Source organism: Streptomyces sp. NPDC058457 (assembly GCF_042720695.1).
In the GTDB taxonomy this organism is placed as follows: Bacteria; Actinomycetota; Actinomycetes; order Streptomycetales; family Streptomycetaceae; genus Streptomyces.
The window spans coordinates 341,153-354,266 of the sequence record NZ_JBHXLU010000002.1; the positions used below are offsets into that span (position 1 = coordinate 341,153).

The window sequence follows — 13,114 nt, forward strand, 5'->3', positions numbered from 1 at the left end:
GACATCGCAACCGAACCGAGAGAGGTGAGCACCATGGCGGACATCGAGAACCCGGTCGTGGCCACGGACCGGGGCAAGGTCCAGGGAATCGCGGCGGGCGGGGCGGGCGGGGCGGTCTCCTTCCGGGGCATCCCGTACGCCGCGTCGCCGGTCGGTGAGCTGCGGTTCGCCGCGCCGCGGCCGCACCCGGGATGGACCGGGGTGCGGGAGGCCGTGCGGTCGGGGCCCGCCGTCCCGCAGGGCCCGTCCCGCCTGGAGCAGGTGATGGGACATCGCACGCCGGACTGGAACGAGGACGGCAGCCTCACCGTCAACGTCTTCGCGCCGCGCGGGGCCCTGGCGGACGGCGCGTCCCGCCCGGTCCTGGTCTGGTGGCACGGCGGCGGCTTCACCAGCGGCTCCGGCGGCTGGGACTGGTACGACGGCGGCCGCCTCGCCGCCCTCGGCGACATCGTGGTCGTCACCGCCAACTACCGTGTGGGACCGCTGGGTTACCTCTACCTCCCGGAGATCGGCGCCGCCAACCTCGGCCCCCAGGACCAGGCCGCCGTGCTGCGCTGGGTCCGGGACAACATCGCCTCCTTCGGCGGCGACCCGCGCGAGGTGACGGTCGGCGGTCAGTCGGCCGGCGCCTACTCCGCCCTCTCCCTGGCGCTCGACCCGCAGACCTCCGGCTTCGTCAGCCGGGTGCTGGTGCAGAGCGGCCCCTTCGGCCTGGCCCCGCAGGACCCCGAGGACGCGGCCGAGAACGCCGAGACCTATCTGCGGCTGCTCGGCGTCCCGGCCGGCGCCGACACCGCGAAGGCCCTGCGCGCCCTGCCCGCCGAGCAGCTGCTGTCCGCCTACGGACGGCTCGCGGTCCGGATCGCCCGCCCCGGCAACGCCGCCCCGCCGATGTACCCGGTGCTGGGCGCCCCCGGCATGCCCCGCACCTGGCAGCGGGCGCTCACCGACGGCGCCCTGGAGGGCAAGCCGCTGCTCATCGGTACCACCGCCGACGAGGCGACGTCCTTCTTCGCCTTCGACCCGCACATCCAGCACCTCACCACCGCCGGCGCGCTGGACCTCCTGTCCGCCCAGGCCGGTGACCGGGCCCGGGAGATCTACGACGCGTACGCCGCCCGGCTCCCGCAGGGCACCCCCGCGCAGGTCTTCACCGCGATCGGCACGGACGCGCTCTTCCGCGACGGCTCGCTGGAGATCGCCGACCACCACGCGGCCGGCGGCAACGCGACCCACGTCTACGAGTTCGACTACCGCCCGGCCGAGGACCCGCACTCCCTCGGCGCCGCCCACTGCGTCGAACTGCCCTTCCTCTTCAACACCTTCGACGCCTACCCGGACAGCCCGATGCTCGGCGGGGTCGGAGACGCCCAGCGTGCCCTGGGGCGCGAGTTCGGTACCGCGGTCGCCGAGTTCGTCAGGACCGGCTCGGTCCACGACTGGCTCCCGTACGCCCCCGCGACGGCCGCCCGCATCCGCCACTTCGCCTGAACCCGAACGACGACCCACCCGGCCCCGGCCCACCCGGCCCCGGCGCGCCCGCGCCCGCCGCTCAGACCCTGCTGCCCGCCGTGGCCCGGAACGTGTTCCGGTACGTCTGCGGGGAGACGCCGATCGCCGCGTGCAGGTGCTGCCGCAGTGACGTGCCCGTGGCGAAGCCGACCTCGGCCGCGATGCGGTCGACCGACAGCTCGCTGCTCTCCAGGAGGTGGCGGGCGCGGTGCACCCGCTGCTGGATCAGCCAGCGCCCCGGGCTCGTCCCCGTCTCCTCCTGGAAGCGGCGGGCGAAGGTGCGCCGGCTCATCCGGGCATGCTCCGCCAGCTCGTGCAGGGCGAGCGGCCGTTCCAGGTTCTCCAGGGCCCACGCCCGGGTGGCCGCCGTACCGGTGGTGCCCTCGTCCGGCACCGGCTGCTCGATGTACTGCGCCTGGCCGCCGTCCCGCCACGGCGGTACGACACACTGCCGGGCCACGCTGTTGGCGACCGCGCTGCCGTGGTCGGAGCGCACCACGTGCAGGCAGACGTCGACACCGGAGGCCGCCCCGGCCGAGGTCAGGACGTCCCCGTCGTCGATGAACAACACGTCCGGATCCAGGGCCACCTGGGGGAACATCCGACGGAACCGCGGCGCCAGCGCCCAGTGCGTCGTCGCCGGCCGCCCGTCGAGCATCCCGGCCGCCGCGAGCGCGAACGCCCCCGTGCAGATGGAGACGATCCGGGTACCGGGCCGGATCCGCGCCAGCGCCGCGGCGACGGGCTCGGGCAGTTCCTGCGCGATCCGCGCCATGTCGTACGGCGGCACGACCACGGTGTCCGCGCTCTCCAGCGCCTCGGGCCCGTGCCCGACGGTGATCGTGAAGTCGGCGTTGGTCGCCACCGTGCGGTCCTCCGTCGCCGCGCAGGTCACCACGTCGTAGGCGCCGGGAACGCAGGGGAAGACCCGGTTCGGGATCCCCAGCTCGAAGGGGTAGACCCCGTCGAGGGCGAGCACGACGACCCGGTGGGGGCGGGTGGGCAGGAAGCCGACGGCAACGGACATGGCACGATTCTATCGCTCACTGCTTATCCGGCCATCGAACGTGCCCCTACTCCGCGGGGCCGGGGTGGGGGCCTGGGGAAGGCGTAGCTCGAAGCATGCGCCGAGGGTGCGGGGGGTGAGGGTGAGGGTGCCTCGGTGGCGGTGGGCCAGGTCGCGGGCGATGGCGAGGCCCAGGCCGGTGCCGCCGTGGTCGCGGGAGCGGGCGTCGTCGAGCCGGACGAAGCGTTCGAAGATGCGCTCGGCGTCCTCGGCGGGCACGCCTGGTCCGTCGTCGTGCACCGTGAGGACGATCCAAGCGTCCTGGTTTCGGATGGTGATCTGGATGCGGTGGGCGGCGTGGCGGGCGGCGTTGTCGACGAGGTTGCGCAGGAGCCGTTCGTATTCGGTGGGGTCTCCCTGCGCGTGTGCGGGGGCGGTGCTGTCGCAGGTGAGGGTCAACGGCCCTTCGGCGAGGGGGTACTGCTCGGTCAGCCGGGAGGCGAGGGCCGTCAGGTCGACGAGTTCGGGGTCGGCTGTGGGGGTGCGGGTGTCGAGGCGGGCCAGGAGCAGCAGGTCTTCGGCGAGGGCCTGGAGGCGGCGGGTCTGGCGTGCGGCGGTGGTGGCCGCGGCGGGCCAGTCGGTGCGTTCCGGGTAGGCGAGCGCGACTTCCAGGCTGGCCAGCAGTGTGGTGAGGGGGCTGCGCAGTTCGTGGGCGGCGTCCGCGACGAAGCGGCGTTGCTGGGCGGCGGCGTTGTCGAGGCGTTGGAGGGTGGTGTTGATGGTGGTGGCGAGGGTGGTGATCTCGTGTCCCGTGGCGGGTACGGTGACGCGCTCGCGGGGGTCGTGCGCGGTGACCGAGGCGGTGAGGACGCGGATGGCTTCGACCGGCCGCAGCGCGATGCGGACGGCGAAGTAGGTGGCGGCGGCGATCAGTACGAGGCCGACGAGCCCGGCGCGCAGCAGCAGGTGGTCGGTGGTCGTGGCGATGGCCTCGGCGGTGTTGGGGAGCACCACCACATAGACCCGCAGCGCGGCGTCGGCGGTGACGCCCAGAGCGGCGGCTTTGGCGCTGCTCAGTTCGTCGGCCCGGATGTCGGCCGTGACGACCTGCTGGGTCCCGCCGGCCACGGAGAGTTTGTCACTGGGGTCGTAGTCGGGGTTCGCGGGCAGGCGGACGGTGGTGACCTGACACCGAAAATGAGCGGTGCAGTGTACGGAGTGAGACACCAATACGCTGAGCGACCATCCGAGGTGAGAGATCGCGGCTGTCCAGATGACGCTCGATGACATTTCTCGCAGCCGCAACAGTCATACTCGCGTGAGCATCCGACTCCATGCCCCAGCAATCGGACATGATTCCCGAGACGAGTGCGGCGAAAGCATCCCCAAGGGTGATTCGTATGGATTTCGAGACGCCCAGGTGATCGACACTCTCGTCAATCATCTCAATGACTTTCAGGAGAAACGTAACTTCCGGCATGCCGGCATCTGTCACGTATGCGCGATCAAGCACTCTTACCGAATTGACGCGAGGGACCACCAGGTGTCTGGGAACGGATATGACGTGCGCCGAAAAGGAGGCGGAGCAAGAAAACTCCCATGACAGTTTGGTGTCGCGAATGAACATCTGGCCCGGCTTGACAGTATATTCTCCCCCTTCACCGACAAATGAGATCCAGCCCGCCTTGACCACATCGGCCACGATCGGATCATCGGCCGTACTGCCGCAGGACACCCCATTCATTGCGCCGCAGTAAATCCGGGCATGCAGCAGACCGTCGATTACGTGACCTTGAGCGTCGAAACGGAACCCGTCAGGATTGGCAGATCTCGGAACAGAAACTTCCGTCAGGTGCGATAAGGGCGCCAACTCATCGCCACTCAGAGTCTGAGCCCCCCTCGATTTCCTGAGCAGTGAGTGTCACGAAGTTTCTGAACTTCACATCGCCGGCCGGCCGATCGTCGCCGCCGGACGGGGGGAAGCCCGGCAGGCGCCCGGGGGCCTGCGAACTCCCGCCGGGAGACAGGTGGGAACGCGTCATCGTATTTCCCCTGCTGATGCTCACACGGTGGTTGGAGGCCTGGTGCTCACGGGTGCGAGGATGCGCCGCACCGTACGGAAACGGCGTGGACGCTGCCTGATCGAGGGAACCGGCCGCGTGACCATGGAACCGGGCGCGTGTGCACGGCCCGTTGACGTTCACTGCATCGCCCGTTGACGTCCACTGCACCGCCCGTTGACGTCCGCCTCGATGCGCAGCTTGCGATACGAGCCGGAGGACACGGGCCGCGGGTCCGTGGGGCAGGGCGATTGCATGGTTCGTACGAGGAGAGGCTTGGCTGCGAACTGTGCCCCATCGGCTGTTCGGCGAGCGGGAACCTGTTCCTTTATGTGCGTATGTCGCCGCATCTGCCCATCGAGCGAAGAGTGAACTTGTCTCCGATCTGATCCGTAGGGCCTCAGCTGTTCGGCACGCGGTACGAGTACGGCCCTACGCCTCGCGCCCTAGTCCCGCCGCCGGATGTGACCGGACGCGCCCCGTCATAGCCTCGCCGCATGGCATCAGTTGACTCTCGCCGCAGCGAACCCCGAAGCCAGGAGCAGCGCAAGCACGAGGCCCTGGAACGGCTCGCGCGGGACAACGACGTATGGGTCGCCACGGCCGACGGCACCGGTGAGCCGTGCCTCGTTCCGCTTGCCTTCTGGTGGGACGGCGAGAGCGTGTGGCTGGCCACCCGCGACACCAACCCGACCGGGCGCAACCTCCGCGCCTCGGGCCGGGTCCGGCTCTCCTTCGGCCATACCCGGGACGTGGTCCTGGTGCACGGCACCGCACGCATGCTGACCCGCGAGGAGCTGCCGGACGGGGTGGGCGACGCCTTCGCCGCCAAGGACGGCTGGGACCCCCGCGAGGACCACCCGTCGTACGTCTTCTTCCAGGTCGCCCTGCAGGTGCTGCAGGCATGGGGAACCGTTCCCGAGCTGGCCGGGCGGACCCTGATGCGTGACGGGAAGTGGCTGGTCTAGGTCATCGCCCGCAGCACCGCAGCCGTGTGCGCGTCCGCCGGGAAGAAGGTCTCGACGGCGATCTCGTCCAGGGTCACGTCCCGCGGGGAGCCGAAGACCGTGGTGGTGTAGAGGAGGGCGAGGTCGCCCTGGTCGGAGGAGAGGCGCAGGGGGACCACCAGGTCGTCGTGGGGTGAGCCGGTGTCCCGGGGCTCGTCCGGCTCGGGGGACGGGTAGCTCTCCAGTTCCGTGAGGAGTTCGGCGAGTCCCGCGGCCGAGGTCCGGTCCAGCTGACGGCGGACCCGGCGGAGCACGTGCGCGCGCCACTGCGCTAGGTTCCGGATGCGTCCGGACAGGCCGTCCGGGTGCAGGGTCGCCCGCAGCACGTTGAGCGGCGGACCGGTCACGTCCGGCGCGACGTCGCCGAGGAACAGCCCCATCGCACGGTTCGCGGCCAGCAGCTCCCACCGCACGTTGACGGCGAGCGCCGGATTCGGCTCGTGCCCCGCGAGGACGGCCTCCACCGCCGCGCGCGCCACACCCAGGTCGGCGTAGGCGCGCTCGCGGTGCACCGGGGCGTAACCGGCCGCCAGGTAGAGCGTGTTGCGCTCCCGCAGAGGCACGTCGAGTTCGTCGCACAGCCGCCGGACCATGTCCCGGCTCGGTCGCGCCCGCCCGGTCTCGATGCAGCTCAGGTGCCGGGTCGACAACTCGGCGGCGAGCGACACGTCCAGCTGCGAACGCCGCCGCCGCTCACGCCAGCGCCGTACCAGCACCCCGACCGGCTCGGTGGTGGTCGTCGTCATGCACCCCAGGCTGCCCGGCGGCGCGCGCCACGGCAATGACCTCGCAGGTCATCGACAGCACGCGCCGCGCACCCTCACATTCTGGGCAGGGCAACGCAGTTCACCGCGAAAGGACAGCCACCATGACCGATACCGCCGAACCGCTCGACGACTACGTACGGTTCTGGAACACCGGGACCGAGCAGGAGCAGCGCGCACACGCGGCAGCCGCCTTCGCCGACGGCGTCGAGTACCGCGCCCAGATCGGGGTCCTCACCGGGACCCAGGCGCTGATCGACTTCCGTAACCAGTTCGCCGCCCACATGGGCCGGGTCACGCTCCGCCTGCGCGAGCAGCCGCAGGTCCACCACGACCGCGCCCGGCTCCGGTGGGAGATCCTCACCGGCGACGACGCCGGCACCTCCTTCGCCACCGGAACCGACGTGCTGCACCTCGACGGCGACGGCCGGATCAGCTCCGTCACGGTCTTCCTCGACCGTGCGCCCGAGGGCTTCGACCCCGGGGCGCACGACTAGGACCCGCTAGGACCCGCCGGGTCAGGGCAGCTTGGCCGACAGGACGTCGAGGGGCCGGATCCCGGGGGCCTCGCTGAGCATGGTCCCCGCGGCCTCCGTCAGCGCCGCCGCGATCCTGCCCTGCAGGTGCGCCTGACGCCCCTGCTCGTCGTCGAAGGTGTCGAAGACGCCGAACGTCGTGTCGCCCAGCTTGAACGCGAACCAGGCGACGGTGTGGTCCTCCTGCTGCGCGAGCTGCAGCGCGTCGCGCAGCAGGGCCTCGACCTTGTCGGCGTACTCGGGCTTGGCCTCGATCTGCGCCAGCAGTCCGAGCTTGCTCATGATGCACTCCTGTGATGGGGGTTGGGGGGAGGGACAACAAGGAATCTAGGCCGCCCGCACCGCCCCACCCAGTGGCGGAAACGACTCGTCCGATACCGTTTCCGTCATGGACGTGGCTGTACTCGCCTACGACGGCGTTTTCGACTCCGGGCTGGCGGCCCTCCTCGACGTGCTGACGGGGGCGAACGCCATGCGCGACGAGCTTCCGGAACCGCCGCCCGCCTGGAACGTCACCACGATCGGTTTCCGCCGGCGCGTCCGTACGGGCGCCGGGCACCTGGTCGAGACCGCCCCCGTCGGCGCGGCCGAGGACGCGGACCTGCTGCTGGTGCCCGCGCTGGCCGAGCGGCGGCCCGACGCCCTGATCGGGTATGTCTCGGGTCCGGACTCGGCGCCGCTGCGGCGGCTGGTGGCCACGGCACGCGAACGCCGGACCCCCATCGGCTCCGCCTGCAGCGGGACGTTCCTCCTTGCCGAGTCAGGAGTCCTCGAAGGGCTGCGCGCCACCACGAGCTGGTGGCTCGCCCCGTACTTCCGCACGCGCTACCCGGCGGTCACGCTCGACGAGACCCGCATGGTCACGACGTCGGACGGCGTGACCACCGCCGGCGCGGCCTTCGCCCACGTCGACCTCGCGCTCGCGATCGTCCGGACGACCAGCCCGGCGCTCGCGGACCTGGTCGCCCGGTACCTGGTCGTCGACGAGCGCCCGTCGCAGGCCTCGTACACCATCGCCGCGGCGCTCGCGCAGAGCGATCCCATGCTCGCGGCCTTCGAGCGCTGGGCCCGGATCCACCTCGACCAGCCGATCTCGATCGCCGACGCGGCACGGGCCGTCGGCGTCAGCGAACGCACGCTCCAGCGCGCCATGCGCCGCACGCTCGGCACGTCACCCGTCCGCTTCGTCCAGGACCTGCGCGTCGAACGCGCCTCGCACCTGCTGCGGACCACGGACCTGCCCCTGGAGACCGTCGCCCGCAAGGTCGGCTACGAGCACGCCAACACCCTCCGCATCCTCCTGCGCGAGCGCACCGGCGCTACGGCAGGCGCGTTGCGGCGCTGACCAGCGGGAGGAAGTCGGCCCAGGCGCCGGGGGAAAGGGCGAGTTGGGGGCCCCGGCGGTTCTTGGAGTCGCGGATGTGGATGGTGGTGGGGCGGGTGGCTACTTCGACGCAATCGCCCTGACTGCCGCTGCTGTAGCTGGACTTGCGCCAACGGAGGGCGACCTCGACGCAGTCGCCCTCGCTGCCGCTGCTGTAGCTGCTCTTGAACCAGGTCAGTTCGGACGTGCTCATAGCGCTCCTCGCATCTGCTCCAACAGGGCCCTGGAGTCCCGAAGGCTGCGGGCCTGCGAGCGCAGTTTTCCATACCGCTGGTGGAGGACGCTGATCTCCTTCGGATCGGCGATGAGGCGGCCGTTCTTCTGTCCTTCCGAATAAGCGAACCACTGATTCTCGGGGGTCTCAAGCAGCTGCAATGGGCCATCCAGGCCGGCGTGCACGGGCTGTAGCAGGGGCATGATCTGGACCTCCACGTTCCGGTGGCGGTCGATCACCTCCAGCAGATGGTCGAGCAGCTCTCGTGTGACGTCGTCGCCGCCCGTCCGTCGCTCCAGCACGGCCTGTTCGATGATGAAGCTGAACGCGCACGGTCGCTCCCGCCGGGTGGACAGCAGTTCCTGCCTGGCGACTCGGGCGGCCACCCGGTCGTCCAATTCCTGGTCGTTGGGGATCGGTGGCACGCTGAGCGACACTGCCCGCGCGTACGCCTCCGTCTGCAACAGGCCCGGTACCACTCGGCATTCGTAGGTGTAGAGGTTGATCGCCGTCGCCTCCATCCGCGCCCACCGCCGAAACCAGGCCGCCAACCCCGGTTGCCGAGCCACATGCCCCGCCGCCCGCCGTAAGGCCCCCGTGTTGCCCAGGGCCTCCTCCGCCGCCTCCACGAAGGACTCGTCCGGCATGCGGCGGCCCAACTCCACCGATGCCACCGTGTGTTTCGAGAACCGCACCCGTTCGCCGAACTCCTCCCTGCTCAGCCCCGCGTGTTCGCGCAGGGCCTGGACCACCGCCCCGAAGGTCCGCAGACTGTCCGACGACTCCGGCTCCACTCCATCGCCCACGTAGGCCACCTCCCGTCCCCATGGTGACGGCGAGTCACCGGTACGGTCCAGTCCGTCACCGCGTACGCGGGTCCGGCGTACGCGGCTCCCACCTGGAGAACTGCCGGTTCCAGGCGCCAGATTGGGGGCATGGACGCACCCCCCACCGCCGTCACCGTCAGTCGAACACTCGCCCAGCGGCTCAGTGGCACCCCGCGTGGTGCCCGGCTCGCGAGGCATCTGGCCGTGGCCCAACTCCACGCGTGGGGTGGCCGGTTCGCGTCGGCAGAGGTGATCGACAAGGTGTCGGTGATCGTCGCGGAGCTGGCCGCGAACGCCGTGACGCACGGGCGGGTGCCGGGGCGGGACTTCGAGCTGCGGCTCTCGCTCGTGACGGGGAGCGTGCGGGTCGAGGTCACCGACACCCGGGCCGAACGACGGCCGCCCGGCCCCCGGGACGTACGGCCGTCGGGGCCGCTGGACGCCGGTGGGCGCGGGCTCGTGCTCGTGGAGGCGCTGGCCGATCGGTGGGAGGTGCTGGAACGGGACTGCGACGGCGCACCGGGCAAGACCGTACGGGCCGAGGTGGACCTGCCACTGCGTCGCAGACCCTGAGCCGGGCCCCGGGGGACGTGCCCCCGGGGCCCGGGTGCCGTCAGGTGGAGACGCCCAGGGTGAGCGAGCCGGTGTAGCCGGCGGTGGTGGAGCCGGTGACGGCCATGAGGCCGGAGGTGGTGCCTCCGTCGTCGTAGATCGAGTCCTGGGCGAGGGTGGTGCGGGTGGTCGTGTTGGTCGAGTAGGGCGAGACCTTGGCGACCGCCGTGGTGATGGTCTCGTTGATGAAGAGCTGGCCGGTGTGCACGGTCGTACCGCCGGTGAAGGAGCCGTTGGACGTCAGGGTGACGCCCGTGTGGACCTTCATGTGGATGTGGATGCAGCGTCCCCGGTACCAGCCCGGGTAGATCGTGGTGATGTTGGCGACGCCGCTGGAGTTGGTGAGGACGCCGCCGCGCAGGAAGGTGCCGTCGTCGGCCTCGCTGTGGCCGTTGTTGCCGACGTAGCCGGAGTACTCGCCGAGCGCGTCGGTGTGCCAGACCTCCACGAGGGCGTTGGGGATGACGGTGCAGGCGGAGTTGACGACGGTGAGGACGAGCTTGAGCGAGATGCCCGCCTTGCCCTCGGTGATGTCGGTGCGGACCAGCGCGCCGTCGAGGTAGTAGGGGCCTTCGGTCAGTTCCTCCGTGAGGGTGCAGACCGCCGCGGCGGCGGCCGGCTGGAGGTCGGGGGCGGCGGCTGCCGCGGGGGCCTCGGTCGAGACCGCTGCGCCTACGGCCAGGGCAGCGGCGGTCGTCCCGGTGGCGACGAGTACGGTACGGCGGCCGACGGGGCGGGCGCCATCTGAGGTGTCTGTCATGGACACGGCACCGTAGGAAGGGTACCTGTCGGCAAGCTGTCAGTTTCGTAAAGTGAGCAACCGTCAAGTCTTGAGTTGAGACACAGGCGGGCGCCTTCGACCGGTTGCACCGGATCCTGCTCGCTGAGCTGAACGCGGCCGGCGAACTCGACTGGACCCGCGCATGCGTGGACGGCTCCCACGTCCGAGCCGAAAAGGGGAAGCCACGACCGGTCCGTCGCCGGTCGACCGGCGGAAGACGGGCGCTCGCGGCGCGCGGTCGTGACGGACGCCTCCACGATAGCCGTGAGGCCGGACACCGGTGGGGCGTCGGCCTGGATCCCCAAGCCCGGGGGCGGCCCGCGCCGGGTGCCGGGGCGACGCCAACTGTGTCGAACATCGGGCGTGATACTGGCGGGCTCGCATATTCAACTGTCGCAAGTTCTCGGTGGCGACCCGACGCCTGGGGAGCTGGAGCAGTTCTTCCGTCTTGACGCGAAGGCGTTGGAGCTTGTCCCAGCGAAACGGCGTCCGACGATCCGGCTGGGGTAGGCGGTGCAGTGGGGCACGGTGCGAATGCTCGGTACCTTCCTGACGGAAGACGCCACGCCGGTCCCGGCGTCGGTGGTGCGATTCGTCGCCGAGCAGCTCGGCATCGATGACGAGAAGTTCGCTGGACACGGCACTCGGGCGCAGACGGCGTACGAACACGCGAGGGAGATCCGCGAGGCGTACGGGTACCGGGACTTTGCCGCGGGCGAGCTGCGGGCGTTCCTGGCGGCGCGGGTCTGGTCGTCGCTGGAGGGGCCGCGGGTGCTGTTCGACCGGACGCGGTGGCCCGCTCCCGCCGCCGCGGCGGGAGCGCCGCCGTGCGGCGGCCCGAACGAGCGCAGGCCGAGGAATTGCGCCGGGCCGGCTTCCGAAGTCACCACCGGCCGGGCTCGTCGATCACGTAGCCCCGTCGTTCCAGCATCAAGGCGATCAAGCCCGCGCCTGGCAGGAATCTGCGACAGCCCCCGCCACTCAGGGTGGGCTGCGGCAGGCCAAGCGCTGCACGCAAACTGCCCACTGTGCCGATGGCCGGCAGAACATGTACTCCTCGTGTCGGATCCGCGCCAGCCTCGGCACGGCGGTTTCCAATGAGCACGTTCTCGACGGCGACGCCGACTGAGAGCGGTACGGCCGTCATCCCGCCCAGACTTCCAAGTACGGTTCCGGCTTGGCTCAGCGCGGCGGTATCGATGTTCGCATTGACGCCCGCCGTCACCCACCCGGCCACCATCGGCGCAATGATCGGACGGACGACGGCGAGTATCGCCTCGGTTTCGGCGGCGCTCGGCCCGATACTGTCCAGGACCAGTGTGACTGTTTCGGCATGGATCGACAGGATCGGCTGCCGTACCGGGGGGCCTTCGGCTCCGGCGGCGCGGATCATTCTATCGTTCGGCGCTACGGTGACGTCGCCCTCCCATCGCCACATCAGCCGGCCGAGGATATCGGTGCCTTTCTGACCCCGTACCTCGATGCGGAGGCTGCCATCGTTGATCGATACAAGCACAAGGTCGACCAGATAGCTCGGGTGGCCCGGGAGCGGCCAGGGCGGAGCACTGACGGGGGTTCCGGGTGGGCTCCCCGCCGGGGTGCCCAGGCCACGTTCGATCGCGGCACGAACGTCCTCGGCGGAGAGGAACACCCACGGCGCCTCAAGGATCTCGATCGCCGTCGTGCCTGGTGCAGGCTCAGGCGGAAGCTCGGCGAGGTGGCCTGACTTGAACATGGCGCCTGGAAACCCGCTACGGCGTAGCTTGAATCCGACCGTGGACGCAGGAGGGACGGGCACAGGGTCGGGCGGGAAGGTGAAACGGTTGGTTGTCAATGGCTGCGTGACCTCCAGCACCTTGTCCTCGACGAAGATGACTCGGTCCCCCGGCTCGACTACCGAACGTCCCTCCCAAAGCTCGGCGGTGTACTCACCCCCCTCGATCCCGAACATCAAGAACGTGGCTGCGTTGCTGTAGGCCATGGCTATGCCTCCTGCCAGCAGGGTGGGAAGCGAGTACTCACGCCCCCAGGCGTTCTTATTCCCAGATGTGCCGAGTCCCGGCTCATGGCCCCACGCTCAAGTTGCCGCTACAGCCCACTGAAAGCCGGAGCACGCGCAAATCCGACTGTGACACCCAGGCTCGTCCGAAGCCCATCGGCTTGCCGCTGTACTTCCTACGATGCTGTCGCCGTACTCCCCGGGTCTGCCGCACGATCGGGTGACAGGTCACTCCTGGCAGGGACACCACTTCGACTTCACCGCCGTCACCTTCGACGGCGGTGACTTCTCCAGCGCGGTGTTCTCCGACAGCACAGTGATTCCTAATGCGGTCTGTCAAGCCGCGTGAGCACTGGGCGGGGTGAGTTCGTAGCATCGCCCGTCGCGGAGGAGTGCCCAGAGGACGTTG

13 protein-coding genes and 2 pseudogenes are annotated in these 13,114 nt (G+C 70.3%); 6 read left to right on the forward strand and 9 right to left on the reverse strand.

The features are described 5' to 3' along the window. The first annotated feature begins 33 nt into the window (after window positions 1-33). Window positions 34-1,494 carry a carboxylesterase/lipase family protein gene (locus tag ACFWPS_RS03345; protein WP_383700381.1) on the forward strand — a complete coding sequence of 487 codons (1,461 nt, stop codon included), beginning with the start codon at window positions 34-36 and terminating at the stop codon, window positions 1,492-1,494. A gap of 61 nt (window positions 1,495-1,555) precedes the next feature. Here the strand turns inward: ACFWPS_RS03345 and ACFWPS_RS03350 are convergent, their stop codons facing one another. The 3 genes and pseudogenes from ACFWPS_RS03350 to ACFWPS_RS03360 form a co-directional block, all read right to left on the reverse strand. Further along, entirely contained in the window at window positions 1,556-2,542 is a 987-nt protein-coding gene (locus ACFWPS_RS03350; protein WP_383700384.1) for a GlxA family transcriptional regulator, read from the reverse strand. A gap of 9 nt (window positions 2,543-2,551) precedes the next feature. Next, window positions 2,552-3,655: pseudogene (locus ACFWPS_RS03355) on the reverse strand (sensor histidine kinase); the annotation flags it as partial. 4 nt (window positions 3,656-3,659) lie between these two features. Then, window positions 3,660-4,223, reverse strand: coding sequence for a hypothetical protein (locus tag ACFWPS_RS03360; RefSeq protein ID WP_383700386.1), 564 nt, complete (start codon window positions 4,221-4,223; stop codon window positions 3,660-3,662). Between the two features lie 855 nt (window positions 4,224-5,078). Between ACFWPS_RS03360 and ACFWPS_RS03365 the strand changes: the two genes are divergently transcribed. After that, complete coding sequence (locus ACFWPS_RS03365) at window positions 5,079-5,549, forward strand: pyridoxamine 5'-phosphate oxidase family protein (protein WP_383700388.1); 471 nt, start codon at window positions 5,079-5,081, stop codon at window positions 5,547-5,549. On the opposite strand, the gene ACFWPS_RS03370 is transcribed toward ACFWPS_RS03365, so the two are convergent. Next, entirely contained in the window at window positions 5,546-6,334 is a 789-nt protein-coding gene (locus ACFWPS_RS03370; protein WP_383700391.1) for a helix-turn-helix domain-containing protein, read from the reverse strand. The two genes, ACFWPS_RS03365 and ACFWPS_RS03370, sit on opposite strands and share 4 nt — an antisense overlap. Window positions 6,335-6,456: 122 nt before the next feature. Between ACFWPS_RS03370 and ACFWPS_RS03375 the strand changes: the two genes are divergently transcribed. Further along, window positions 6,457-6,849: a nuclear transport factor 2 family protein gene (locus tag ACFWPS_RS03375; RefSeq protein WP_383700395.1), complete on the forward strand. Its 393-nt coding sequence runs from the start codon at window positions 6,457-6,459 to the stop codon at window positions 6,847-6,849. A 21-nt stretch (window positions 6,850-6,870) separates the two neighbouring features. Here ACFWPS_RS03375 and ACFWPS_RS03380 read toward each other — a convergent pair whose 3' ends face one another. Continuing rightward, entirely contained in the window at window positions 6,871-7,170 is a 300-nt protein-coding gene (locus tag ACFWPS_RS03380; protein ID WP_383700398.1) for a putative quinol monooxygenase, read from the reverse strand. A 106-nt stretch (window positions 7,171-7,276) separates the two neighbouring features. On the opposite strand from ACFWPS_RS03380, the gene ACFWPS_RS03385 reads away from it, so the two are divergent. Then, complete coding sequence (locus tag ACFWPS_RS03385; RefSeq protein ID WP_383700401.1) at window positions 7,277-8,233, forward strand: GlxA family transcriptional regulator; 957 nt, start codon at window positions 7,277-7,279, stop codon at window positions 8,231-8,233. Here the strand turns inward: ACFWPS_RS03385 and ACFWPS_RS03390 are convergent. Beyond that, on the reverse strand, window positions 8,208-8,465 hold the full coding sequence (locus tag ACFWPS_RS03390) for a DUF397 domain-containing protein (protein WP_383700404.1): 258 nt from the start codon (window positions 8,463-8,465) through the stop codon (window positions 8,208-8,210). The two genes, ACFWPS_RS03385 and ACFWPS_RS03390, sit on opposite strands and share 26 nt — an antisense overlap. Then, on the reverse strand, window positions 8,462-9,238 hold the full coding sequence (locus tag ACFWPS_RS03395; protein WP_383700407.1) for a Scr1 family TA system antitoxin-like transcriptional regulator: 777 nt from the start codon (window positions 9,236-9,238) through the stop codon (window positions 8,462-8,464). Before ACFWPS_RS03395 ends, ACFWPS_RS03390 begins: the two co-directional genes overlap by 4 nt. A gap of 183 nt (window positions 9,239-9,421) precedes the next feature. Between ACFWPS_RS03395 and ACFWPS_RS03400 the strand changes: the two genes are divergently transcribed. Continuing rightward, window positions 9,422-9,886, forward strand: a complete 465-nt coding sequence (locus ACFWPS_RS03400; RefSeq protein ID WP_383700410.1) for an ATP-binding protein — start codon at window positions 9,422-9,424, stop codon at window positions 9,884-9,886. A gap of 40 nt (window positions 9,887-9,926) precedes the next feature. Here ACFWPS_RS03400 and ACFWPS_RS03405 read toward each other — a convergent pair whose 3' ends face one another. After that, window positions 9,927-10,685, reverse strand: a complete 759-nt coding sequence (locus ACFWPS_RS03405) for an intradiol ring-cleavage dioxygenase (protein ID WP_383700413.1) — start codon at window positions 10,683-10,685, stop codon at window positions 9,927-9,929. Between the two features lie 534 nt (window positions 10,686-11,219). On the opposite strand from ACFWPS_RS03405, the pseudogene ACFWPS_RS03410 reads away from it, so the two are divergent. Beyond that, window positions 11,220-11,480 (forward strand): annotated as a pseudogene (locus ACFWPS_RS03410) (DUF4158 domain-containing protein); the annotation flags it as partial. 109 nt (window positions 11,481-11,589) lie between these two features. On the opposite strand, the gene ACFWPS_RS03415 reads toward ACFWPS_RS03410, so the two are convergent. Further along, window positions 11,590-12,687 (reverse strand): hypothetical protein, encoded by a 1,098-nt coding sequence (locus ACFWPS_RS03415; protein ID WP_383700442.1) that lies wholly within the window; start codon window positions 12,685-12,687, stop codon window positions 11,590-11,592. Window positions 12,688-13,114 lie beyond the last annotated feature (427 nt).